Source organism: Paraburkholderia sp. HD33-4 (genome assembly GCF_021390635.1).
In the GTDB taxonomy this organism is placed as follows: Bacteria; Pseudomonadota; Gammaproteobacteria; order Burkholderiales; family Burkholderiaceae; genus Paraburkholderia.
This window is the reverse complement of sequence record NZ_JAJEJS010000004.1, coordinates 125,505-149,808: the sequence shown is the minus strand read 5'-3', so window position 1 is coordinate 149,808 and position 24,304 is coordinate 125,505. Positions and strand designations below refer to the sequence as shown.

The 24,304-nt window shown below is 61.9% G+C and carries 15 protein-coding genes and 3 pseudogenes; 3 read left to right on the top strand and 15 right to left on the bottom strand.

The features are described 5' to 3' along the window. Positions 1–14: 14 nt before the first annotated feature. Positions 15–812: pseudogene (locus L0U84_RS42585) on the bottom strand (IS110 family transposase); the annotation flags it as partial. A 530-nt stretch (positions 813–1,342) separates the two neighbouring features. Between L0U84_RS42585 and adhP the strand changes: the two are divergent. After that, entirely contained in the window at positions 1,343–2,368 is a 1,026-nt protein-coding gene (gene adhP, locus L0U84_RS42580) for an alcohol dehydrogenase AdhP (RefSeq protein WP_233860385.1), read from the top strand. 656 nt (positions 2,369–3,024) lie between these two features. On the opposite strand, the pseudogene L0U84_RS44135 reads toward adhP, so the two are convergent. The 11 genes and pseudogenes from L0U84_RS44135 to L0U84_RS42530 form a co-directional block, all read right to left on the bottom strand. Beyond that, positions 3,025–3,503: pseudogene (locus L0U84_RS44135) on the bottom strand (DDE-type integrase/transposase/recombinase); the annotation flags it as partial. A gap of 73 nt (positions 3,504–3,576) precedes the next feature. Further along, complete coding sequence (locus tag L0U84_RS42575; protein WP_233860118.1) at positions 3,577–5,298, bottom strand: SulP family inorganic anion transporter; 1,722 nt, start codon at positions 5,296–5,298, stop codon at positions 3,577–3,579. Positions 5,299–6,090: 792 nt separating this feature from the next. After that, positions 6,091–6,885: a potassium channel family protein gene (locus L0U84_RS42570; protein ID WP_233860116.1), complete on the bottom strand. Its 795-nt coding sequence runs from the start codon at positions 6,883–6,885 to the stop codon at positions 6,091–6,093. 351 nt (positions 6,886–7,236) lie between these two features. Then, positions 7,237–8,118, bottom strand: a complete 882-nt coding sequence (ppk2, locus tag L0U84_RS42565; protein ID WP_233860384.1) for a polyphosphate kinase 2 — start codon at positions 8,116–8,118, stop codon at positions 7,237–7,239. A gap of 1,115 nt (positions 8,119–9,233) precedes the next feature. Then, positions 9,234–10,079, bottom strand: a complete 846-nt coding sequence (locus tag L0U84_RS42560) for an enoyl-CoA hydratase-related protein (protein ID WP_233860114.1) — start codon at positions 10,077–10,079, stop codon at positions 9,234–9,236. 244 nt (positions 10,080–10,323) lie between these two features. Then, on the bottom strand, positions 10,324–10,578 hold the full coding sequence (locus L0U84_RS42555; RefSeq protein ID WP_233860112.1) for an RNA-binding protein: 255 nt from the start codon (positions 10,576–10,578) through the stop codon (positions 10,324–10,326). Positions 10,579–10,601: 23 nt separating this feature from the next. Then, on the bottom strand, positions 10,602–11,393 hold the full coding sequence (gene fabI, locus L0U84_RS42550) for an enoyl-ACP reductase FabI (protein WP_233860111.1): 792 nt from the start codon (positions 11,391–11,393) through the stop codon (positions 10,602–10,604). A 12-nt stretch (positions 11,394–11,405) separates the two neighbouring features. Beyond that, the gene (locus tag L0U84_RS42545; protein WP_233860110.1) at positions 11,406–12,584 is read right to left on the bottom strand and encodes an acetate/propionate family kinase; all 1,179 of its coding nucleotides are present in this window, start codon (positions 12,582–12,584) and stop codon (positions 11,406–11,408) included. Between the two features lie 4 nt (positions 12,585–12,588). Beyond that, positions 12,589–13,527, bottom strand: coding sequence for a phosphate acetyltransferase (locus tag L0U84_RS42540; RefSeq protein ID WP_233860109.1), 939 nt, complete (start codon positions 13,525–13,527; stop codon positions 12,589–12,591). Between the two features lie 32 nt (positions 13,528–13,559). Continuing rightward, positions 13,560–15,884: a DUF3141 domain-containing protein gene (locus tag L0U84_RS42535; protein WP_233860108.1), complete on the bottom strand. Its 2,325-nt coding sequence runs from the start codon at positions 15,882–15,884 to the stop codon at positions 13,560–13,562. Between the two features lie 627 nt (positions 15,885–16,511). Continuing rightward, the gene (locus tag L0U84_RS42530) at positions 16,512–17,189 is read right to left on the bottom strand and encodes a TetR/AcrR family transcriptional regulator (RefSeq protein ID WP_233860107.1); all 678 of its coding nucleotides are present in this window, start codon (positions 17,187–17,189) and stop codon (positions 16,512–16,514) included. Between L0U84_RS42530 and L0U84_RS42525 the strand changes: the two genes are divergently transcribed. Together L0U84_RS42525 and L0U84_RS42520 are read left to right on the top strand one after the other, a co-directional pair. Further along, complete coding sequence (locus tag L0U84_RS42525) at positions 17,188–17,760, top strand: hypothetical protein (protein ID WP_233860106.1); 573 nt, start codon at positions 17,188–17,190, stop codon at positions 17,758–17,760. The genes L0U84_RS42530 and L0U84_RS42525 overlap by 2 nt on opposite strands. A gap of 1,067 nt (positions 17,761–18,827) precedes the next feature. Further along, positions 18,828–19,054, top strand: a pseudogene (locus L0U84_RS42520) (DDE-type integrase/transposase/recombinase); the annotation flags it as partial. A gap of 235 nt (positions 19,055–19,289) precedes the next feature. Here L0U84_RS42520 and L0U84_RS42515 read toward each other — a convergent pair. From L0U84_RS42515 to L0U84_RS42505, 3 genes are read right to left on the bottom strand one after another with little or no spacing between them, the layout of a single operon-like run. Further along, positions 19,290–20,333, bottom strand: coding sequence for an alcohol dehydrogenase catalytic domain-containing protein (locus tag L0U84_RS42515; RefSeq protein WP_233860104.1), 1,044 nt, complete (start codon positions 20,331–20,333; stop codon positions 19,290–19,292). Next, a complete protein-coding gene (locus L0U84_RS42510) occupies positions 20,330–21,199 on the bottom strand; it encodes a 4Fe-4S dicluster domain-containing protein (protein ID WP_233860103.1) in 870 nt (289 codons plus the stop codon). Before L0U84_RS42510 ends, L0U84_RS42515 begins: the two co-directional genes overlap by 4 nt. Positions 21,200–21,209: 10 nt before the next feature. Further along, positions 21,210–24,188, bottom strand: coding sequence for a molybdopterin-dependent oxidoreductase (locus tag L0U84_RS42505; protein WP_233860102.1), 2,979 nt, complete (start codon positions 24,186–24,188; stop codon positions 21,210–21,212). Positions 24,189–24,304: the final 116 nt, after the last annotated feature.

The following is a 24,304-nucleotide window of genomic DNA, read 5'->3' as shown; positions in this document are numbered from 1 at the left end:
GGGAGTCATACTGACTTGCTGATACCGAGCAGATTGGGCCGCCCGCCGGTACTGTACTGACGTGGTACGAGGCCGATCGACGCTGCAAAGTCCCGGCTGCACCCATACTGCTTGCCGTCTCCCATCTCGGCCGCCAGCAGACTGGCCGTGACCGGACCCACCCCAGGAATCGTCAGTAGACGTTGGCCAAGATCGTCATCGGCCAGTTGCCGTGCGAGGTCCTTGTCGAGTTCACCGATCTGTTCACTGAGGTACTTGAAGTGGGCATGCAGACGTTCAAGGACCGCAATTAGGCGTGGTGGTAGCGGTTGCTCTGCCAGTACGGCAGGCAGGCGTCTGATCACGGCCTGCCCGATCGGCAGGCTGATGCCAAATTCGAGCAGAAATCCGTGAATCTGATTGATAACCTTCACGCGATCGTGCACGAGCGATTCACGGACCCGATGCAAGGCAGAAAGCGTTTGCTGTGATTCAGTCTTCGGTGTGACGAACCGCATGGCGGGTCGCGTTGCCGCTTCGCAGATTGCCTCAGCGTCCACGAAATCGTTCTTGTTACTTTTAACAATGGGATGCACGAACTGCGGTGAGATGAGTTTGACATCGTGTCCAGACATGGCCAGCTTGCGGGCCATGTGATGTGCGCCCGCACACGCTTCCATCACCACGGTACAGGCATGAAACGAAGCAAGGAATTCGATGAGCTGCCTGCGCGTTACTTTCCTGCGAAACACCATGTTGCCACGCCGGTCCTGCCCGTGCAGGTGAAATGAGTGCTTGCCCAGATCGATCCCAATCAGCGTTACGTCTTGCATGATGGCCTCCCTCAGGAAGGTACCCCGCCAGCGTAACCTGCTCGACGGGTGGGGGTGACCATTTCATTACGCCCGTCTGAGACAAAGCAGCTTCGTTGCGGTGCTCATGATCGTGCGACCTCGACGCCGTTGGTCGACCGGGCGAGGCTGACTTCCCCCAGATAAATGCTTTCGCCCAATTGCATTAGCGCCAGGCTTTGCCGAGGGCCTGACGGATTTCGAGTGGGTACAGGCCACTTCCCATGGCGAGACCTTCGAACCGGAAATCGCCGAGACCATCCGAGATGTCAGAGCAGTGACTGAATTGCTTCAGTCTACGACGGTCGCGCGGCGCCGAACATGCCGCCGACATGCGCGTTGCCGTTTCGCGCACCCCACTTCGAGCGATGGCTCGACCGAGGTCCGGCAAAGCCATCACGACCAGTGCGGCCTGATTTGGAAAAAAATCGGTGCTGGTTGATCTACGTCAATTGCGCCGTATCCGTGAAGAAGATACTGATCGCCACGGACTCACCGTTCGGAGAAAGATCATGGTCCAACTTATGAAAGCTGCCGTCGTTCACGAATTCGGCGCTCCGCTCTCTATCGAAGGGGTCCCCGTCCCGACACCCGGGCGGGGACAGATTCTCGTCAACATCAAGGCGTCCGGGGTGTGTCATACGGATCTGCACGCGGCTGAAGGCGACTGGCCGATCAGGCCGACACTGCCCTTCATTCCCGGCCACGAAGGTGTCGGTTATGTCGCCGCCGTCGGCGAAAACGTCACTCATGTCAAGGAAGGCGATCGCGTCGGCGTGCCGTGGCTGTATACCGCGTGCGGTCATTGCGAGCATTGCCTCGGAGGATGGGAAACGCTGTGCCATGAGCAGCAGAATACCGGCTACTCGGTCAACGGCGCTTACGCCGAGTACGTTCTGGCTGATCCTAACTACGTTGGCCATCTGCCTTCGTCCGTTTCGTTCGAAGATATCGCACCGATCCTCTGCGCCGGCGTGACCGTGTACAAAGGCATTCGCATGACGGACACGCGGCCTGGTCAATGGATCACTATCTCAGGAATCGGGGGCCTGGGTCACGTTGCGGTTCAATACGCGATTGCAATGGGCCTGCGCGTGGCAGCGGTCGACATATCCGCCGACAAGCTTGCTCTCGCCCGCGAACTCGGCGCAACGCTCACGTTCGACGCTTCGCAATGCGACGCTGCGGCGGCGATTCAGAAGGAAATCGGTGGGACGCATGGCGTACTCGTCACAGCGGTATCGCGCAGCGCTTTCGCTCAGGCACTTGGCATGGTGCGCCGGGGCGGAACTGTCGCCCTCAATGGACTGCCGCCGGGTGACTTCCCTCTACCAATCTTCTCGACCGTGCTCAATGGCATTACCGTGCGAGGTTCTATCGTTGGTACTCGCAAGGACTTGCAGGAATCCCTCGAATTCGCTGCGCAAGGCCGCGTTCGCGCTCGGATCCATCTCGATCTGCTGGACAATATCAATCATGTTTTCGCCGAATTGAAGAATGGTCGCGTCGATGGCCGCATCGTGCTGAAGCTCGATTGAACGGCGCAATCGACAAACAAATAGAATGGACGCGAACGCCAGAGCGGATCGAGTCCTTTCCACATATGACGCGTAGAAGGATCCTTTCGGGGCAGACCGTGAAAGAGGTCCGGACGGACCCACGACGTCATCGGAGCGAAGTAATGGCTCAGGTAACGGGTTCAGAAGTGCGTGACAGGCATCCCTTTGGCTCAACAGGACACTCGCGGAGCCTGTCAGAAATTTTGTGTTCAAGGCATAACATGTATCCAAAGAAGCATGTATGCCAAGCAAACCAAGAGCAGGGTCTGCGCGCGGCCCGAGCTGCCGCCAATACCAAAGGAGCTCATCGATCAGTCCGTGAAGGGACCGATGACGGCGGAGGCGGACAAGCGGCCTCGATTCCTTCAAGAAGGCGCTGATCGAGCGCGCGCCGTCGCTCGGGATACGCATGTATCGCTCATCGACCGTGCGGCGTCATGGTCATGCGCCAGCCGTTCGATGCGAAGACCATCGGGCCGCGACATCAGGTGTCCCCTCAAGCTCTGCAGCGGTCGAGCCGCACCGCGACCACCATCACCGCGGCGAATGATCCGTCGGCGCTCCAAAATGGTATGCCGGGGGTGCTTTCACGTTGAATTGTTCGCGACGCAATAGCGAAGACGACACACCTTTGTTCAAAAATCGGACGGATCTTGGGTGGCCTTAGTGAAACGGTGCCAGGCGGGGAAGCGTTCGGCGAGCCGTTTGCGATAGAGGGAGGCGCGCTGAAAGTGTCACTTGAGCGCGAAGTGCTGCGGATCATGGAAAGCGGGACGGACTATCTATATAGAACCGAAGCTCGATAAGAAAGTCTGTGTGCATTCAGGATCGCGGAAGCCGTGCATGCGTCGCTCGCGTTCGCGGGTGGGCAGATGACCGTTTTCAGCACGGTTATAAGTCCGCGCGCTGGCTTTGACGAAGACGTGCTTGACGTTAGCCAGCGCGGGAATCTCGGTTATCGCGCCCGGACAGCCAGCGTAGCTGGTCGGTCAGGATCTTGCGCGGCGCTCAGCACACGAGGCAAGCACGCGCTTGAAAAACCGCTTCGCCGCAGCCTTTCGCGGCGCCGCCATAGCAGGATATCGAGTTCAGCACCGTGCTGATCGACGGCGCGTCACAACAGGTGAGCTCACTGACGCTTGACCGAACAACGCCTACGCGGTGGGGAGAAGCACAAGATGGCGAACTTAGGGCGTCGATCCCCGCACGGCCCCGGGTGCTTGCTGCGCCTGCCATGCCGCGACCGCCCGATCCAGATTGAAGAACATCCGGTCGCGCCCGAGTGTCTCGCCGAGCGGTGAACGCTGCACCATTGCCAGTACGCCCGGGTTGAGACCCACGAGCCAGAGCGTTATGCCTTGCTTGCGCAGCTCCTTTTCCGCTTCCGTCAGCATCTTGAGCGCCGTGTACTCGAGGTCAAATACGGCGCGCAGATGGAGCACGACGATCCGGGGATGAGTTTGCTCGATCAGCGTACGGATCTTCTCGCCGATATGCGTGGCGTTGGCAAAAAAAATGCGCCCTTCCGGCCTCAACAACAGGAGGTCGGGAAAAGCCTCATCGTCGGGGTGCTCCGCGGATACAGGGCGGAACACGTTCGTGCCAGGCTTGCGGCGCAGCACATATACCGGTGGATCGGACGTCTGGTGAGCGAGCGCCAGCAGCGACACGACAATGGCGACGAGGATGCCCGGCAGGGTTCCGAAAAGCACGACGCCGCAGACCGCAACCAGCGCCCACACGAACTCCGTGCGCCGCACAGCGACAATCGCGCGAAATTCCGAGGGCTTGATCAGGCCGATCGAATAAACGATAACAACCGCTGCCAGCGTGGCGTGCGGCATCAGTCCGATGAAGGGCGCAAGCAGCAGCATCGTGCCCAGTGTGACGGCAGCCGTGACCAGTTCGGCAAGCTGGCTGCGGGCGCCCACAAGACGGTTCACGGCGGTCTGGGTCGTTCCTCCGCCCGCCGGCATGGAGCCCAGCAGCGCGCCTCCCACATTGGCAAAACCGATCGCCAGCAATTCCCGATTCGCCTGTGGCGCAGGTTCTCCGCTCTCAACGAACGCTCGCCCGGCCGCGATCGTTTCGGTAAAGCTCATTAGCGCAATGCCCGCGGCAGCTGGCCCAAGCGACGCCACAAGCGACAGGTCTGGCATGGTGACGGAAGGGAAGCCCGTCGGCACATGGCCGACAATGTCAACCCCGTGAAACTGCAGGCCGAGCAGGCTCACGCTGGCGATCCCGCACGCTACCGCGATTAGCGGCGCGGGGGCCCGTGGAAAGAAATGCTCGATTGCCACTAGAATGCCAACCGTAATCGCGCCCACAACGACTGTCGCCACTGACGCGTGCGGAATACCCATGACCGTGGCCAGCACGTTGTGAAAAAACGACCCCTTGGGAAAGTGAATGCCGAGCAGCTTCGGCAACTGGTCCAGCACGATGACGACCGCGACACCGGCCTTAAATCCGGTCAGCACAGGATCGGAAATAAAGTCGGCAACGAATCCGAACCGCAGGAGCGCGGCTAGCGCGAGGATGGCTCCGACCAGTAACGTCAGCGTTGCAGAGGCTCTAAGCAGGTCTGCCGTCCCTCCATCGGGGACCACCCGGGCGAGGGTCGCTGCGGCGAGGATGGCGATCGTTGCGCTGGTGCTCACGCTGAGCGGCCGCGACGATCCCAGGAACGCATAGATCACCATCGGAAGGAAGGCCGTATACAGCCCGACCTGCACGGGCAGCCCCGCGACAGTCGCGTATGCCAGGGCCTTCGGAAGAACGACCGCCGCAGCGGTCACCCCGGCAATGATATCGGGCTTGAGCCACTCCTTCTGATAGTCGCGGACCCACTCAAGCACCGGGATGCGAAAGCCGCCAGCGAAATGTGTTGATGAATCGTGTCCCATAATCACGCGGACTCCCTATTGTCATCAAATCCCCAGACGGTGTGCGCAGGTCGTTCCACTGATACCGGATGCGTCTGCGAATCTGACGCCGGAGGAGACCGTGGCATCGTCGACAGAGGGAGCGTTGCCCTCTTCAAGCGGGCATGTAGCCTGCGCAGCCTCTTACACTATGATTCATCCCGCCTCGCCGATAACGGACCTCCATCTTGCGTTGGGGCTCGCGCGCTTGCGCGCCGCATGCTCCGCTTCGGTCTGGTCGGAGCATGCGAACGTAAAGGTAGCGATGGCCTCGTCGAAGACGGCGCTCTTGCCGGGATATCCGCTGATCCCGGAGGGTCCCCCGGAGCGCGTGAGGGGATACTGGACCATGTGCCTTTGACGCAACGGAGATCAGGTTCGGCAGTCGCCACTCGTCGACTCCCAGCAAGATGGACCGGGTCCAGGCCGTTGCCAGGTGGCTGACAGCTACCGCGCAGGTTGCGCGGACACTTCTTACGAAGATTCTTGCACGCCTTGCGAGGCCCCGCACCCGAAAGATAGTCTGTGACGCCGGGAAGGGGCCCACATCCGGCCTGCTCGCCTCCGCCAACGGGCTGCACAGCGTGTCCACTCGTAAGGTCGCCTCCTGTGTGAAACTTCCTTCCTGACGGGCAGTGAGCAGGTCCAAAACGTCACCGCGACCAGTCGGGCGCCCATGCCGTACGTTACCCGCCATGAGGCCAGCCGGTGAAGCGTGACCGCGCCAGGACAGGCGGCGGACCACCCTCAGATCGCGCTTGTCGAGCACCCGCTTCATGTTCGTTTCGGCCGCTGCGCATTGGTCTGCCCGACCATGGCCTGCGCAACGATGTCGTTCTGGTCGATGACGGTCGACGCGCCAGCCCTTTGGAGCAACATTCTGCGCAGATCACTTTCACCTGACACCACGATCTGGAGCCCCGGGTTGAGCATGTGCGCCACCAGCGTGATCTCCAGATTGCTGTTCGGATCGTGGCCGGTCACGAACAGTGCACTCGCGGTACTCAGCCTGGCACGCTCGAGTACGTCGTCGAACGAATTCTGATCGCCCAGGATGACCATGTATCCCAGTCCGGACGCTTTTTCGGCCTGCTTTGCGTCGGTTTCCAGCACGAGCACGGTCGCTCCCGTATCTCGCAGACGGGCGGCGACCAGGTGGCCGACCGAACCAAACGGGCAGACCGCGACATGGTTGGTCAGCGTTTCCAGCTTGCGCTCCATTGCCCTGTTCTCCCAGAAAACCATCACGTCGTCGCCCGACAGCATCCCGGTCAACTGGCGCAACGCATAACCGGCAACTACCACCGTTGCAAGTATGGCGACGAGCATGAATACCTTCTGGTCCGGATTGAAGTCCGAGAAATCGCCCAAGGTCGTGACAAGATTGACCGCATCCCAGAAGGCCGTAAACATTTTTGTGGTCAACGGCGCATCAGAATGGTCGAGCAACCCAATCCCCAGCGTCGATCCCAGCAGCACCATAAACAGCAGCGCAACCGCCAGGTGCGCGCGGCGCCGCCATTCCTTGATACGCAGCCCGCCAAGCCGGGGTTCTTCGATCCGGTACATCCCGATCGTTCCTCGAATCCGTTCTTCGAATCGCAGTTCGAATTGTTCGGTGGAAGCACACTCTCCACCCCGTCCTACGTTCCCGATTACATCATGTCATTCCCGCACAAGCGCAACTGGACCTTAGTCCCGCGCGTAGACGTGTCATGGAGCGCATCCGAGCGCGCGTCATCGGCATGTTCAACCGGTGTTTGGCTATCCCCGTTCCCCGCCGGATGCCATGCGGCATTGCTCAGATTGTCTTAGGCACGCCGGAGTGCAACACGGCGGAACAAATGCTCCCGCATTTCCTTGCCAGGCCCATGGGTCCGCTTGCGAACCCATGGGGCGAGCCGACCGGTGAGGAAAGATCTAGCGGTCAGATTTGGCCTTTGGCTTCGCAGGCGATTTTCGGGCGTGTTCCTCGCTGGCCTGCGCGGCGACGGGCACGAACCTGTACGGATAGTCCGGTTCGCGGTAGTCTCCCGGATTCTGCCGCCGCGGCAATTTCACGTGTTCTCGCGGCACGCTCTCGTAAGGCACCTTGCTAAGCAGGTGGCTGATGATGCTCAGTCGGGCACGCTTTTTGTCGTCCGAGCGTACGATGTACCATGGTGAAAGTTCGGTGTCAGTCTTCGCGAACATTTCGTCACGCGCCTTCGAATAGTCGTACCAGCGCCGAAATGATTCGAGGTCCATCGGCGAGAGCTTCCAGACCTTGCGCTCATCGTGAATGCGGGCTTCGAGGCGCCGGGTCTGCTCCTCGGGGCTCACCTCCAGCCAGTACTTGACCAGGATAACACCCGAATCAATGACGGCCCGCTCGACGAGCGGCGTCGCAAACAGGAACTCCTGCACTTCGCGTTCTGTGCAGAATCCCATCACGCGCTCAACGCCCGCGCGGTTGTACCAGCTGCGGTCGAAAATCACAACCTCGCCGGCCGCCGGCAGGTGCGGAACATAGCGTTGTATGTACATCTGGCTCTTTTCGCGGTCGGTGGGCGCGGGCAGCGCGATCACCCGGAAAATGCGCGGGCTAACGCGCTCGGTGATCGCCTTGATTGTGCCGCCCTTGCCCGCGCCGTCGCGCCCCTCGAACACGATGCAGATCTTCGCGCCGCTATGCACGACCCATTCCTGCATCTTGACCAATTCGCCGTGGAGCCGGCGCAGCTCCTTCAGGTACGTATTGTTGCCGAGCTTGCCCTTGGGCTTCGAATCGCCGTTCTTCGCTTCTTTCGGAGTGTCGTACATTGCTTCTCTCCCTGAAAATGCGCCTATCCCGCGCATCTGCGCACCCTCTCGCAATCGCGTCGTCCCCAAGCGTCCGCCTATGCGACCGGCGACAGCGACGTAGAACCAGATCAACCCGACTACATCGTATGAGACGGGCGCCACGAGCCTGCCAAACGCCGGCATGTACCCAGCGAGCGCTGCTTTCTCTCTCACATTCCGCTGGTTTGGTTTGCAGGTTGTCACATGACCGAATTGAATTGATTGATATAAATCAAACGCTTCACGATGCCCTGACCTATACATCGCGAGCCTGGTCGACTGAACCGTGCCTCCCGAATTCTCCGGAGCAAGTAAAGGCTGCTACAGGAGGTCTGCAACCACGATGCTCAGGCTTGCCGACGAGATCGGGTAGATGTAGCTCGGCTCTTCTTTACCATTGGCAGTGGCGTACGTGACGGACGAGGCGGTACGTCGGGTGCAGGACGAAGCGTCCACTACACGGCGCGACTTGGACGCGCTGATCGTCGATGCCCATCGTCAGCTCGACGGCAATGGTGGGTGCGCTCAGTCGCGCTTACGGACGCCGTTCGCACGGTGCACCAGGTGGAGACTCTGCTCGCCTCGCTAAATGGTCTGGCCGAGCTGCGCTCGCAGTTCCGCGGCGACCTCGAAGCCGTCCTGCGCGGGAGGTCCAGACAGGTTGCAGGCGGCCAGTGCGCACATTGCGGCGCCGCAGAACACCGTGCCGCGACCCTGAGGAAATCGCCTCTCCAGGCATAAATGCGCGGCAGCTCTGCCATAGTCGCGCTCGACGCCGGACACCTGCAGCAAGCCTTACCGCAATAAAACCTTGAGGGTTGCATCGATCTTCCCGCAGCGCGTCTTCGGCGATCAGGCCGTTGGAGCTCTTCGCGACGGTCGACAGCCCCATGCCTTGCGCCATGCTGATTTGCCGGTAGGATGAGAAGCCGTGTAAATGCTATTCAAAGATCGCTTTCGTCGTGCCGTTGCCGGGCCAGTCGCGGATGGTCGATTCAATGGAACAGGGCATCGATCGCCTCGTCAGGTCGTGATCTCCGGAGCGGGATGGCGGCGCATCAGCACACGCGCGACTGGCCTGCGGGGGTTCCCGCTCAGGCGGAGTCCGTCTTCCGGGTTGTCAGCGGGGGTAGCGCGGCGAAGCGTCCCTGTCGTTTTCCATGCCAGGCCGAAATTGCCTCGGCAATATCCTGGGTGTCGAAGATGGCGCTCTGCAGCAAGGCCATATGTCGCAAAGATTCGGACGTACTATGATCGCGCGCGAAGTTGATCGCAGCCTTGCACCCGGCAACAGCCAGCGGTGACTTTGACGCGATGGCTCGGGCCAGCTCCATCGCGTGTCGGAGCAGCGCCTCGGCATCGGGCAACACCGCATTCACCAGGCCGACTGCCAATGCACGCTCGGCGCTCAACCGCTCACCGGTGTAGGCCATCTGGCGAGCCACGCCGGCGGGAATGATCTTCGGCAGGCGCTGGAGCACACCGAGGTCAGCCGTCATGCCGATCTGGGTTTCCTGTAGTGCGAAGAATGCATCGGTCGTACAAGTGCGAATGTCGCACGCGACAGCGAGATCGAGGCCCGCGCCAATGCAGCCGCCCTGAATTGCGCAGATGACGGGAAACCGGAGCTGATCGAGCGTATCCAGGCAATCCATCAGATTCGTCAACGCGTGCTGGAAGCTCGACCGGGCCCGTGCACTGCTGTTGTCAAACCCATCCGTCGTGCCGGCGAACACGTCGAGCGCCATGCCGGCCGAAAAATGCTTTCCGGTGGAACTGATAACGAGGGCACGGGTGTCGCCCGCATCATCGAGCGCCAGCACGGCGTTACGCAACCCTGTGAAGAAGGGCGGCCCCATCGTATTGAGCCGGTCGGCCCGGTTCAGCTGGAGATGTGCGATGCCGGATTCGCTGCTGATGTGAAAGTATTCGTTATGCATGGATAGTCTCGGGAAGTCTGTTGTGAGTCAGCGGTGATTTTTCCAGTCAGTAGCCAATGGACGACTGATGCCATTCGAGTTCCCTGATTCGCCCAGCCAGTCGTGTTGCCGAATGCCGGCGGCGTCAGTTTTGCAATGCGCTCGATGGCCTCACGCACCTGTGCCGAATCCGGGGCGCGCCTCTCCGACGTGCCCTCGCGATGAAACAGCCTGGCCAGAATGCTCATGGGCGCCTCTTCGCGACTCAACCTTCCCTATCCGGCAGGATGTGCGCAGTGATCGTGTGGTCCTTCCAGAACATGTTGTGAATCCTCGACTGGAGCAGGTTTAGTGCCTCTGAAGAGAGATTGTTGAACCTGAGCAGCGCGATGGGTCGTCCGATTCCCGCGGGCACGCGCTCGATCGAATCGAACGACGGGAATCCGTACCTCTGCAGGAACTCACTGATTTCCTCGTCCGCGACGCTTTCATCGACATTACCCAGTAAAAGCTCAGCCATGGTGTTTCCTCTCAGAAGCCAAATCAGGCCATGATGTTGACGCCGCCGTCGACATACAGCGTTTCGCCGGAGACCCGCCGCGCGTAGGGAGTGGCGAGAAACGCACAGGTGTAGCCGACGTCCATGATGTCAACCAGCTCGCCGAGCGGCGCGCGCGCGGCCGCCTCGTTCAGGAGCAGGTCGAAGTCCTTGAGGCCGGAGGCCGCCCGCGTCTTGAGCGGACCCGGCGAGACCGCATGTACGCGAACGCCCTTCGGTCCGAGCTCATAGGCGAGGTAGCGCGCGCAGGCTTCGAGCGCGGCCTTCACTGGCCCCATCACGCTATAGTTCGGCACGACCTTGTTGGCACCGTAATAGCTCATCGTGAGCAGCGTGCCGCCCTGGTCCATGAGCGGCGCGGCAAGCGCCGCCATGCGCACGAACGAATGACACGATATGTCCATCGCGCGTGCAAAGCCCTCGCCCGAGCACTGCAGCAGGCCGCCTTGCAGGTCGTCTTTCGGTGCCCACGCGATCGAGTGAAGCAGGATGTCTAGCCGTCCCCATCGCTGCCGGATCTCCTCGAATACAGCCTCAAGCTGCGCCGCGTTGCCGACGTCGAGCGGCAGGAACAGCTGTGCTTCCAGCTCGCTCGCCAACGGCTCGACATGCGGCTTTGTTTTTTCCGTGGCGTAGGTAATGGCCAGGTCGGCGCCGAGTTCGCGAAACGCCTTCGCACAACCATATGCAATCGAGTGTTCGTTGGCGACGCCGGTGATCAGCGCTTTCATATTGGCAAGTACCGGACGTGCTGGCTCGGCGCGTTCAGGCGACATGATGTTCCTCCTTCATTCGACGGCTTCGCGCGTATGGCGCGCTATCATCAGTTCTTCGTTGGTCGGTATGACCCATACCGGTACCCGACTCGACGCTGCGGAGATGAGGGGCCCGCCCTTGCCGTTCGCTCCGGCGTCGAGCTCCGCGCCAAGCCACGCCGCGCGGCGCACCACGCCCTCGCGAATCGCCGCCGCATGCTCGCCGATTCCGGCCGTGAAAACCAGGGCATCGATGCCGTCCATGGCCGCGGCAAGCGAGCCGAGCTCGCGCGATATGCGGTACACGTAGAGCTCGATTGCGAAACGGGCGCGAGGATCATCGCTCGCGAGCAGCGCCCTCATATCGCTCGATATGCCGGATACGCCAAGCAGCCCCGATTGGCGATAGAGCAGATCCTCAACTGCACGCGCGTCCATCCCGAGTTCTTCCATCAGGTAAAGCACCACGCCCGGGTCCAGGTTGCCGCAGCGCGTGCCCATAGGCAGTCCGTCCACGGCGGTGAAGCCCATCGTGCTCGCGATGCTTTTGCCCGCTACGAGGGCACACATGCTCGCGCCATTGCCAAGGTGCGCGACGACGGTGCGTCCGCTTGCCGCCTTCGGCGCGACATTGGGCAACACACTCGCGATGTACTCGTAGGACAGCCCATGAAAGCCGTAGCGGCGCACGCCCTGGCCGGTGATCGACACGGGGAGCGCGAACGCCTGGGCCACCTCCGGCTGCGTGTGATGGAAAGCCGTGTCGAAGCACGCCACCTGGGGCACATCCGGCTGCAGTTCGTCGAGGATGCGTATGGGCGTCAGGTTGTGCGGCTGGTGCAGCGGTGCGAGGGGCGTAAGCTTCTCCAGTTCGTCCACTATCGCGGGCGTGACTCGCACCGGACCGCTGAAGCTCTGGCCGCCGTGCACGACGCGATGGCCGACCGCGACAAGCTTATGCCCTTCGCGGTGCTCGCTCAGGAACGCGCCAATCTGCTCAAGTCCTTCGCGATGATCCCGCTCGTCGCCGTCGCTCCATTCTCTCGCATGGTGCTCGCCGTGGCGGTCGACGGCTTCGAACCGCGCGGTGGCCGTGTACAGGCCGTCGACCTGGCCATGCGCGACCACTTCGAGCGCGTCGCCCTGCTCTTCGAATGCGGAGAACTTGATGCTCGACGAGCCTGCATTCAGAACCAGAATCACATCTGCCATGGCGTCACCCGACGATCTTTGCGGCTTCGCGCCGCGCGGTGGCGACGAGCGCCGCCACCGCGCACGACGCGAGCCGCGTAATGAGCGAATCCGCACGGCTCGTCAGGATAATCGGCACGCGCGCGCCAAGCACGATGCCTGCCGCGTCGGCGCCCGCGAGAAACGACAGGCTCTTGGCGAGCATGTTGCCCGCTTCGAGGTCCGGCACATTGAGAACATTGGCCCGCCCGGCCACAGGCGAACTGATCTGCTTGATGCGCGCGGCATCGGGGTCGATAGCGTTATCGAGCGCGAGCGGGCCGTCGACGAGTGCACCCGTGATCTGGCGCCGGTCCACCATCTTGCACAGCGCGGCGGCTTCGATGGTCGAAGGCACTTTCGGGTTAACCGTCTCCATTGCCGAAAGGATCGCCACGCGTACCTCCGGAAACTGGAGCGCGTGCGCCAGGTCGATCGCGTTCTGCAGGATGTCTGCCTTGTCCTCCAGCGTCGGTGCGATGTTCACGGCGGCGTCGGTTACGATCAGCGGGTCCGCGTGTGCGGGCACGTCCATGACGAAGCAGTGGCTGACGCGCCGACCAGTGCGCAACCCCGCATCGCGCCGGACTACCGCGGCCATCAGCTCGTCGGTGTGAAGGCTGCCTTTCATCAGCGCTTCAGCCTTGCCCTCGCGCACCAGCTGCGCGGCCGCGGCTGCTGAAGCCTCACTGAACGGCGCGTCGACGATCTGATAATCGCTGATTGAAAGCTCGCACTCTGCGGCAACCGATTCGATGCGCGCGCGCGGCCCGACGAGGATCGGCACGATCAGACCTTTTTGCGCCGCTTCCACTGCGCCTTCCAGCGAGCTCCTGTCGCATGGATGGGCGACGGCCGTGGGCATCGGCGCCAGCATCTGGCAATGGGCAATGAGCCGGTGATACTTCGCGTGTTTGGGTTCCATCGATGGTTCCATTTCAAAGAAGACGGGCGCGCTCACGACGGCGTATGCTCCAGCACCGCAACAGGCCGCGTTGCGGGCGCGCCGAGCACCGCGCGAATGCGTTGCAACGCCTCCCATTGCTGTGCGGTCGGCGTCACGCTTTGCACGCGCGGATCGGCTAGCAGGCTGTCAAGCAACGTCAGCAGACGCTTGCGGTCTTTGGGTTTGACGAGCAGCGCCGGAAGCGTCGCGATGGCCTGCTGCGGCTCATAAGTCGCGATGAGCTCCTGTTCGCCGCGAATGCGCCGCCACTGATCGGGTGGCATGCTGGGCAGATACCCGGCGTAGGCTTCCACCAGTTCATGTTGTGTCGCAAGCCGCGCGAGCGGCAAAGGCTCCCCGCTGCGCCCAAGCAGGAAAGCTGCGCGCGCGACCGCTTCGTCGTAGCCGCCCTGTCCAATCGATGCGAGCGCCTCCTTCACGAAAGGCAGTTCGCGCGGGTTGGTAACCATGGATGCGGTGGCCTCGCGATCGCGATGCCGGTCCGCGAAATGGAGCAGGAAGGGGTTGGTGTAGACGCTGAAGAACAACGACTCGGCGCTGGCATCGCGCATCGCCCTGTAGTAGTCGAGCGAGGCGCTGATGATCTCCGAGCCGCGATGTTCGAGCTTGCGCCAAGGCCCGATATCGTCGGCATGCTGCCGGTTGGCCTTGGCTGCGTTGGCCGCCGGGCGCAGCCAGGCAAGCCACGGATTCAGGTCCGAAAATGCCCAGCGCTGGAAGCGTAGCGGATGAAAATCGCGCAGGAACCGCGCAGTGGTCTCGTTCGACGTCCACTGCACGTAGGGCTGCACGAGCAGTTCATAGGCGCGCTGGTTGAATTCGGAAAGCTCGGCGACGGCCTCGAAGGGCTTTTCGTCCTCGCGCCTGAACCGGTTGAAACGCTGCGCGATCTCCTCAAGACGATGTTCAACAAATGTCACTTCGTATACGACCTTCCCGTCGGCGCCGTTCACCTCGTCGATCAGCATCGCGTAGAGTCCCGGCGCGAGCGTCTCGATTGCCTCGAGCACGTTGACGATCTGCGCATGCTCTTTCTTCGCCACCTTGCCCGACACGAAAACGCCAAGATGTCCGGCATCCTCGTCCATCAGTCCGATGATGACCTGGCCGCGCGCCTTGATTTCCTCGGTGCTGCCATAGAGGTCGGCCACCCAGTTGAACGCCTGCTGCGGCGGCGTGATGTTGTCGCCCATCGAGGCGAACAGGATGATCGGCGAGCGGATATCCCGCAGATCGAACGCCTTGCCTGACACGCCGCGCACTTCGCCCGACCAGAGCCTGTTACCGATGAACAGATTGCGCGTGATCCATTCGATCTCTTCGCGGTTCATCAGGTAGTAGCCGCCCCACCAGCGCTCGAACTCGAGGAAGCGCGGCGGCTCCGTGTCGATGTTGTCGTACACGCGGTAGTACTTGTCCCACAACGTGTTGGCCGGGTTCAGGTACTCGAAGTTCTGCACGAGAAATGCGCCGTCGAACTTGCCGTTGCCGAGATCGGAAGAAAACGACGCGAGCCACGTGCCGCCCAGTATCCCGCCTGCATAGCGCATCGGATTGTCGCCTGCGCCTTCGCTCCAGGCGCCGCTCCAGTACGACATGGGCGCGCCGTTGATGACGATGGGGCCAGTGTCTTCCGCCGACGAACTCGCCAACATCATCGCGGCCCAGCCGCCCTGGCAGTTGCCGATGATCGCCGGCTTCGGACTGTCGGGATGCAGCGAGCGCACTTTCCTGACGAACTCCTGTTCGGCGGCGCATACGTCCAGCAGTGTCTGGCCGGGTTCGGGGTTCTGGAAGAACACGACAAAGTACACGGGGTGCCCCGCGCGCAGCGCGACGCCGACCTGCGAATCGTCCTTGAAGCCGCCAATGCCCGGGCCGTGACCCGCGCGCGGATCGATGATCAGATAGGGCCGTTTTTTTTCGTCGACGATCACGCCTTCGGGCGGCTTGATGTACAGCAGCGCATAATTGACAGGGCGCGCGAAATGCCTGGCGTCGAGCACGACGTCATAGTCGAAATGGAGCGCGGGCTTGAGGTCCTGCGCAGTGCGTTCGACGTATTGCGTGCCGCGCTCGCGCATCGTATCCCAGAACAGGAGCGAGCGCTGCGCGACGTCGACGGCGTAATGCCATGCGCTCAGGGGATTGAGTTGCGCTGCGAACAGGTTGTGATCGCGGCCGGCGTCGCCGTCGACGGCTGCGCGCAACCGTTTCCCGTATTGCTCCAGAGCGTTCTGCGTGCGCTTTTCCAGCACGTGCGCGATATTCCCGGCAATTTCCTGACTGCGGGCCAATTGCGTGGCTGCATCCATGACACCATCCTCCTTCCGACATTGATTGAGGCCGCGCCAGCGGCCGCCCCGATGTCTGCTCGCGGGCTCGACCGTGCGCGCGCACCGATACGCATGCAACTCTTGCAAGATACTCGCGAGGCATTGACCTGTTTTGACGTAGATCAATTTCATTGATGATTCAATCACTAATGATCAAATAATACACTTACGGCGATGGAGCAACGGCTCCGACTGACGCGTGGATAGCCTGCGAAAGGAGTCGGGCGGTTGCTTCGTTTCAGCGATAGCTGTAGCGCGATTCACTCCGACGCGCCTGTCGAAGGAAACGGACTATGCCAGTCCATCCAGTCGTATGAGTCGTTCTGATGCGCCCATGCCCAGGTTCTTACCGGAGTGGGAATGATCACCCCGACGACATGGTTCGACGCCAAAACCGCGTCGCTCCGATCACTCGTACCGCTTCGGTGATCGATAATCCGGAAATTCGTGTGGTCGTAAAACATGGTTATCTCCTTTGACAGCTTGACATACACAACTTCTGGCGCCGACCGCACGAAACCGAAGGGCCCTGTCGGGGCGCCCCGTTCTGACGATCGGCAGACTGAGCACGGAACAGCGCGTTATCCTGGGCAATTGCTTTCAGTTTCATCGCGCTGGACGCCTGTCACGGATATCGTCGACGCCCGCGTGATGATCGGCTTGCTGCATTTGTTCCGGTTGTGGCCACAATACGCACGAAAAAAATCCTGCAAGCACGGTTCGCGTCACGTCGTCACTCGCCGTCTCCGGATCGCACATTCTGGAAAGCTGCACGCCATCGCACAGGCTCACCAGGCCGAGCGCGAGCGCGTCCGGCTGCAGGGCCAATGGCCTGCCGTCGCGCTCCGACAACCTGCTGACGTACGCGCTGATCTGCTTGAGCTTTTCATGCCGGAACGCGTTAAAGCGCTCCTGAAACCAGGCGTCCCGACAGGCGAGTAGTTTTGCTTCGACCCAAAGCAGAAAAAGATCTTGATCACCAGAATCCCGGCTGTAGTACGCGATCGCGCGCGCCTTCGTTTCCGCGGGCGTGCCGCCCTTTACCATGACCGCCTGCAGCTTCGCCAGCACGCTATCGTGGTCCCGGCGAAGCAACTCAAGCAGCAGGTCCGGCTTACCGTGGAAGTTCGAGTAGAACGCGCCCCGCGTGTAGCCGGCGGCCTTGGCGATGTCCTCGACGCTTGCGGCCAATCCCTTTTCGAGGAAAATCTTGCGCGCAGCGCCGAGCAGGCGCTCTCGCGTTTGCTCCCTGCGCTGTGCGTGTGTCAGGCGTTCCCGTTTCATGGCATACCGTACCGATCAGATCGCTATCTGCGCCGCCATCACACGCACGCACGTGTCAGATGGCGGCTTGCGCAATATTCATTGCACAAAGGATTTGACAAGGACACGCCCCAACCCGGCAGTTCCCGCACACCTGGGGGTCGATTCTTCACTGGAACTGCTGCGCCCGCAGCAAATCAAATTCGGCGCGGCAAACGTCGCTGAACCGGCCGAGGATGTCGATCGAACCGTCGGCGAGCATCTCGCGCAGTTGAAGGAACGTCCTTTTCGGGGCGTGGTACGTATCCGCAATCTTCCGGCCAACCTGATCGGCTTCTCGCGCAACCTCTGTCGAGGATTGGACACGTATACGGCTTATCTTCGCGAACAGACTGACGAGAGCAGCAAGGTCCGGCTCATCGTGCTGAAGTGCGTGGACATAGCAATGCGACGCCTCCTCAATGAACTCGTTATAGAGGTCCTGCCGGCGGACGCGATCGTGCGCAAGCCACTCTGCCTTGGCCTGCGTTCGTTGCGTGACAACGGATGTCAGGCCAGCGATCGATGCGCCGAACAGTGCCGCCATTGCTGATAGGAGCGTTGCGTTCACCAGGTTGCCTCGACGAGCTCCACCAGCCTACCGAAAATGAGGCGGTCCCGGACATTCGAAGACGAAAGAATGCCGTCGGTCGGCGATGTCCACGAACTCACCTGGCACACCGGCTCGAGGTGACGTCTACCAGCGCTCCCAAGTGAGTCGAGCGAAGCCCGCACCGCGGGCGCAAGGCGAGTGTCCCCTGAGCGGACGAACCGCTGAGTGACTTCAACGGCCTTGCGCCAGGTGCACCGGGGAGTGAGTAAAGCGACGAACGGCCTGACGCCATGGCTGCCAATGACCCGATATCGAGGGCTCTGCCCGATCGGTTCTCGCGTGACTCCAGCGCGCACACGTGCCCGCTGTTGCGATACCTGCATGATGTTCCCCGCAATGTCCGACTACGCGCCAGCCGCGTGGCTGCGTCCATCACACCGCCCTCCATCGTGAGAGCGGTTACGCCTTCATAGTGATATTAGACTCAATATTGATCGTTATGTCAACATGCGCAATAAAATCTCCATTGACGTGAACGCAGACGGCGGAAACGTCATACCGAACAGCGGAATGACCCGACGTGGAAGCGTCTCCCCCCACCACACCCATCACAGGCATCGAAACGGGCGCGAGTCGAAGCGGACGTCCGCAGCCCGGTGCTGCAAAAGACGCCAGTCGCTGGTGCTTCGCGTTGCGTATCGCCATGGAATATCAGACCGACCCGCATCCAGCCGACCAAGGTCCTGCCTGCCTGCCCGGCCCGGTCGGGCGAGCCTCGCTCTGTCCTGTCCCGTCCATGTGGGCGGCGCCCTTCCCATCTGCGGTCCAGCCAAACTCCCGCGGAGCGTAGCCCGCAGCCAACTTTAGAATGTGTAGACGAGGTTCAGGTGCGTGTGGAGCGGATTCGTACCAGTGTGCAGCTTCGTCACGCCGTGCGTACGCATGCCATTCAATGCGCCGGTCGTCGGCGTGGTCGACTTCGGGATAAAAGCTCAAGTTGGTGGAGACTGCTGTCGTCGGCGTGACGCAAGGCGGGCATCACCAGGCACGATCTCATGGAGCGTGGGACCAACGAGCATGACGCCGAACTCGACGTGCCGGTGCAAGAGCGGCGCGGCAACGCTGCGGCAACGCGCCTGTTCCGGCGGGTGCGGGGTTCAAACCCGGCGCCGCGCCGGATCGTTACCGACCAGCTGTGCAGTTATCCGGCGGCAAAGGCTATCCCCGAGCTCGCTCAGGTAAAGCACGTTTTGTCAAAGCGGCCGCACGCGTGACCAACCGCGCCGAGAACAACCGGATGGGGCCGAAGTATGAGAGTAACGCCTGCGTGCGATGGGTCGCGACAGCCGCGCATCTGGCGGTCGTGCCTGCGGATCGGGTGGCGGCTCCAGACGCGGATGAATGTGGCATGTCATTACGCCCTGGTTAACGAAAGCTTGCCATATGGCATGGCTGGACTGTCCCTTCCGGAGTCGAGATAGCTATTTGATAAGGATAACTACGCTTTAGCCACAGGTAGTCTACGCTCGTCAACTTGACAGAGCCCCGGTAGGAAGCAGGATCGCGCGCCCTTTCCTGTGCCGGGCGGCGTGCTCGAACGCCAGGTCTGCACTGGCAAAAGGCACCGAGACGCCGACGGACAGTGTCAGCGCGCCCCTCGCGAGGAACTGGTGCAGCATGTCGAGAGCGCCTTCGTCCGGTTGGAACACGATCCAGCGGTAGCGGGCGCCCTTTGCGCTGGCCAGCGATTGCATAAACCGCCAGTCCTGGCGTGAACGCCAGGCTCCCGACAGAAGACCGCAACGGTCGATGTTTCCCAGCAGGGGATGAACGGTCGTAACGTATCCCAGGGCTCCCTGCCGGAGGTGGCCAAGAAGGGTTGCCTCATCTTCCCAGGCGCCGAAATTCAGGCCGGCATCGAAATGATCGGGCAGTTCCTCCAGGCGGCAGCGGGTTCTGTCCCATACTGCTGTCGCGCCGAGATTCCGGCAGAGTTCGATATTTGCCGTGCTGCAGATGGCGGTGACTGAAGCCCCCCAGGCCGCAAGGATCTGAAGCGCCAACTGGCCGAGCCCCCCCGATGCACCGTGTACCAGCACCTTCTGGCCTTTTGCATTGCCTTCATTGATCCCAGCGCCGCGGAGCGCCAGCCAGAGCGTGGTAAAAGTATAGGGAAAAGCCGCCAGTGCCGTGGAGGCAAGACCATCGACCGCCGGCCGCACCAGGCGGGCGTCCACCGTCAGGTGCGTCGCATGCGCACCGCCTTTCCTGCCGGTAGGCACCAACCCCATGACCCTGTCGCCCGGTCCACACTGGCCGACACCGGCGCCGACGGAAACGATCTCTCCGGCAAAGTCGTTGCCGAGGACCAGAGGAAACTTTCCTGCCCCCTTGAGGCTCAGCAGACGCTGGCCGTACCCCCTGGCGCGCTTGACGTCGATGGGATTGACTGAAGTGGCCTCGACCCGGACCAGAACCTCGCCTTTTCCGGGTCGTGGCATCGCGGTCCTTCGGGTCTCCAGTCGGATGAGGTCCGCTGGTCTCAGGCAAAGCAGCTTCGTTGCAGTGCTCATGATGGCGCGACCTCGACGCCGTTCGTCGACTGGACAAGCCTGACTTCGCCCAGATAAACGCTTTCGCCCAGTTCGCATTTGCGCCAGGCGTTGCCGTGGGCATGACGGATTTCGACCCGGTAGAGCCCGCTTCCCTTCGCGAGACCGTCGAACCGGAAATCGCCGAAGCCGTCTGAAACAGTTTCGGCCATCTTCTGATTGCCGACGTACAGCACGACGACCGCATCGGTGACGCACTCGACCACGTCTCCCATTCGGGTGCTGACGCTTCCGCCGATGAAGCAGGTTTCCCAGCGCTCGAGGCCGCTGTACCACACGCGCGGCTTTGTACCCAGGTTGGGCCGCAATACCTTGAGTCCCTCGCGCCGGGCCTTCTCGGCCATCGCTGCGTCATCGAGCCTGAGCGTCTCGAACACTTCAGTGGGGCACGATTGCTGGCAACGCGGCTGGGGCCACCCCTGGTCGAGCAGGTGGGCATCGAAGATCCAGGTCTGCGGCAGTTGCAGTTCATCGTTCCAGACGATCGCCTTGTACGGGCAGGACTTCACGATATCCTTCCGGCCCCGCGCCTTGTCCGGATCGATGATGACGATGCCGTCGGCGCGCTTGCGAATGGCATCACCGCCCACCCGCATGCACGGCGCTTCATCGCAGTGGTTGCACATCACCGGCAGATAGGTGCTCTCGACCATATGCGCGTCGCCCTGAACACGGCGCAGGATGCGCACGGGACTGTCGGCATTGGCCGCGGCGGGTGCGGCATAACCGGGGAAGTCGTTGCCGACGTGCTCGTCCCGCGCGGCAATGACGCAGTTCTGACAGTTCTCGCAACGCCCGACCTTGATAACCAGATTCCACTTGCTCATTCCATGTTCCTCACGCTGCGCGGCCGAGCATGAACGCCTCGGCACCTCGCCACTTTTCGACCTGCACCAGGCAGGAGTTGGGGCTCATGCTGCTCGTGCCGGCGGTTTGAGAACGGTCGGGAGTCAGCATATTCATGCAGCCGCCGATTTCGACGCACTCGCCGTCGATCTCGATCAGTTTGAATTCGGCGCTCGCCTCGTACGACTTGACCACTCCCGCGTTGACCAGCGGCGAGACGTCGGCCGCGCAGATCACTGCGCCCCGGTCGTTGTAAACCTTGACGAGGTCGCGATGGGCAATGCCTCGAATGGTTGCGTCTGCCCTACTCAGCCTCAGTAGCCAGAAGCGGTGCCCGCCGATCAGCGCGCGATGGTCCTCGATGCTGTTAACCGCGGAATTCTTGCCGTCGCTATGGGTGTGGAAGCTGTAACGGCTGTGAGTGGCAATCAACTGCAGCGGATAACGCTGAACGAGGTCCGAGCGCAGCCCCTCCCACGAGGGGATATATCGGTTGAGCGCTGGCCGCTCGGGATTGTCCGCAGTGTGCCGCTTCAGCAACTCGGGCACGAACTCCAGCTTGCCGCTCGGCGTCTGCAGGCCCATGCCGAACTTGTCGGCGAACTGGGACGGCAGCGGATGCGGTTCGTGAAGGTCTTTCCGCCGGCCCTCCGCGAACCAGCGCATGTCCACCGGGTGGCGCAACTCGGGCTTCTCTGGCGGCACGACGAAATAGCCCTTGCGACAGAACTCGCGCCACGAAATGTGATCGGGCAGATCCGAAGAGTCAAAGACCCGCTTGACCCAGTCCAGTTCGCTGCATCCCTCGGTGAACACCCCGCCCAGGCCCAGCCGGGTCAGGATGGCGGTGAAGATGTCGTAGTCCGAGCGGGACTCGCCCAAAGGCTCGATGCACTTGTGCTGGAGCGTCATCATACGATGATTGACCGTGCTGAATCCATGGTGCGCATAGCCACCGGAGTTCGACCATTCGCCGATGTCCCAGCGCTCCAGCGCAGTGCACGCAGGCAGGATGAGGTCGGCAAACTGGGCCTCGCCCTCCATCCAGATCGACTGGTTGACCACGCACTCGATGCTGGGGTGCCGGTAGGCGTCGGCCCAGCGCCCGGAATTTGTCACCGTGCTGAATGCGGACCCGCCGTAGCGATAGATCATGTGGATCGGCGAATACCCGGGCATCGGGTAGCTGTACGGCGCGAACTGGGCTTCCTGCGACATGCCGTCCCAGAGGTAGCCCGTGGCATGGCCGTTGATGATGGCGTCGGGAAGTTGCTGCCGCGGGACCATCTGCCTGACGGGATTCATGGTCAGGATGTGCGGCATACGCTGGTAATTGTTGACCGCATTGGCGGTCCACGCCAGGTCGCCGGAAATGCCGCCGTCCGCGTAGCCGGGGAAATAGAAATGGAGGTCATGGGGAACACCGACTTCAAGGCAGCCGAAATTGACCCCCGGCTTACCCCAGCCCTGCATCGCCATCATCATGATCATGCATCGCGCCCATTGGGCTCCGGTCGCGCCACGGCCCGCACCACCGAATCCCGCACCGGTCATCCCGACGGCGAGATGCACCTTCCTGTTTCCCCACAGGCGCGCAAGCGCACGGACGTCCCTGGCAGGCACCCCGGTCTCGCTCTCCTGCCACTCGGGCGTCCTGGGAACCCCGTCGGTTTCGCCCAGAAGATAGGCCTTCCAGTCGTCGAACCCGGTCGTGCGGGTGGCAACGTAATCCTTGTCGTACAAGTCCTCCACGGCCCACACGTACATGATGGCGGTGGCAAGCGCAGCGTCAGTCTGCGGTCGGACGGGAATCCAGCGGCCGCCCAGCAACTGGGCAGTGGGATTGCAGTGCGGGTCGATATGAACGAACTCGATGCCGAGTTCCTTGGCCCACAGGCGCCGCGGCGTTCCCTCGAAGCCTGCATAGGCCCCGTTGGTGCTTTCGGGATCGCAGGACCAGAAGACGATCATCTCCGCTTCCTTGAGGCAATCCTCGACGCCGCCATAGCCGGATGGCACGCCGATGCGCATCGAGTTGCCGAAATGATGCATGGCGCCCCAGTACCAGCCTTCCCAGCTGTCCGGATTGGCGGCGACCCGGGTGAAGCCGATCAGGTTGGCAAAGCGCGTCAGCGCGCTGAGGTAGTAGCCCACATTGCCCCACTGGTGATGGGACGACATGGGGAAGGTGATGGAACCGGGACCGTGAACGCGCTTCTGCCGGTTGATTTCCTTCGCGACAATGTCCAGCGCCTCGTCCCAGCTGATACGCACATAGCCTGATTTGCCCCGGTTCTGGGGATTGCGTTCGCCGTCAGGGTCGAAATCGACCCGCTTCATGGGATGAAGGATGCGCTTGTCGGAGTAGACCAGTGACTTGAGCGTCAAGGCGTGGGGCGCGACCAGGCCACGCCGTGGCGGGCTGAAGCGGCGTCCGCGTGCCTCGATCACCCAGCTAGGCGCATCCGTGCTGTCCAGATCGATGGGGGTCACCCGCACCACACGGTCGTCCTTGACATAGACGAACAGAGGGCCGCCGTTGGTGCAGGTGGTGTAGCGGCGGGTGCCGTCGCGCAGGGGCGTGCCCATCGGCAGGCCGACGGTCTGCATCATGCTCAGGGTTTGCAATAGCCAGACCAGCAGTTCGTCCTCGCCCTCGGTGACTACCTTGAAGTTCTTCGCGGCGTGGATGATTTCGCCCTGATCCGGCCTGGGCGACAGGAACTTCAGGGCGGTGGCCACGTCCTTGAAGGCCAGGCGCACGTCGGGGCGCCGATGCCTGCCGGCGCGCGACCGGACGCGCCCGTTCCTGAACGTGATGACGCGACCGATGCTTTCATCCATGAGTCCGAGCCACGCCACGAGATCCCGCTCCTTCAGGCGATCACGATAGGCGGGAAAGCGGCGTGCCGTCAGGTCAAGGACCTTGGGTAAGGCAAAGAGAATGGTCTTGAGAACCTGTCGTTTCATTATCCGATCCAAAGGGAAGCTTTGCTGCGCAAGCGGTGGCATGAGGGCACGACTGACCGCTTCCCCGAGCGTGCGAACAGCACGGGCGAGCTGTCATGCCCGGCTGTGGGTTAGCG

What these genes read in the sequence shown, in the direction of transcription:
- adhP (WP_233860385.1), top strand. Translation starts at nt 1,343, where the DNA reads ATGGTCCAACTTATGAAAGCTGCCGTCGTTCACGAATTCGGCGCTCCG.
- L0U84_RS42575 (WP_233860118.1), bottom strand. Translation starts at nt 5,298, where the DNA reads ATGGGACACGATTCATCAACACATTTCGCTGGCGGCTTTCGCATCCCG.
- L0U84_RS42570 (WP_233860116.1), bottom strand. Translation starts at nt 6,885, where the DNA reads ATGTACCGGATCGAAGAACCCCGGCTTGGCGGGCTGCGTATCAAGGAA.
- ppk2 (WP_233860384.1), bottom strand. Translation starts at nt 8,118, where the DNA reads ATGTACGACACTCCGAAAGAAGCGAAGAACGGCGATTCGAAGCCCAAG.
- L0U84_RS42560 (WP_233860114.1), bottom strand. Translation starts at nt 10,079, where the DNA reads ATGCATAACGAATACTTTCACATCAGCAGCGAATCCGGCATCGCACAT.
- L0U84_RS42555 (WP_233860112.1), bottom strand. Translation starts at nt 10,578, where the DNA reads ATGGCTGAGCTTTTACTGGGTAATGTCGATGAAAGCGTCGCGGACGAG.
- fabI (WP_233860111.1), bottom strand. Translation starts at nt 11,393, where the DNA reads ATGTCGCCTGAACGCGCCGAGCCAGCACGTCCGGTACTTGCCAATATG.
- L0U84_RS42545 (WP_233860110.1), bottom strand. Translation starts at nt 12,584, where the DNA reads ATGGCAGATGTGATTCTGGTTCTGAATGCAGGCTCGTCGAGCATCAAG.
- L0U84_RS42540 (WP_233860109.1), bottom strand. Translation starts at nt 13,527, where the DNA reads ATGGAACCCAAACACGCGAAGTATCACCGGCTCATTGCCCATTGCCAG.
- L0U84_RS42535 (WP_233860108.1), bottom strand. Translation starts at nt 15,884, where the DNA reads ATGGATGCAGCCACGCAATTGGCCCGCAGTCAGGAAATTGCCGGGAAT.
- L0U84_RS42525 (WP_233860106.1), top strand. Translation starts at nt 17,188, where the DNA reads ATGGCATACCGTACCGATCAGATCGCTATCTGCGCCGCCATCACACGC.
- L0U84_RS42530 (WP_233860107.1), bottom strand. Translation starts at nt 17,189, where the DNA reads ATGAAACGGGAACGCCTGACACACGCACAGCGCAGGGAGCAAACGCGA.
- L0U84_RS42515 (WP_233860104.1), bottom strand. Translation starts at nt 20,333, where the DNA reads ATGAGCACTGCAACGAAGCTGCTTTGCCTGAGACCAGCGGACCTCATC.
- L0U84_RS42510 (WP_233860103.1), bottom strand. Translation starts at nt 21,199, where the DNA reads ATGAGCAAGTGGAATCTGGTTATCAAGGTCGGGCGTTGCGAGAACTGT.
- L0U84_RS42505 (WP_233860102.1), bottom strand. Translation starts at nt 24,188, where the DNA reads ATGAAACGACAGGTTCTCAAGACCATTCTCTTTGCCTTACCCAAGGTC.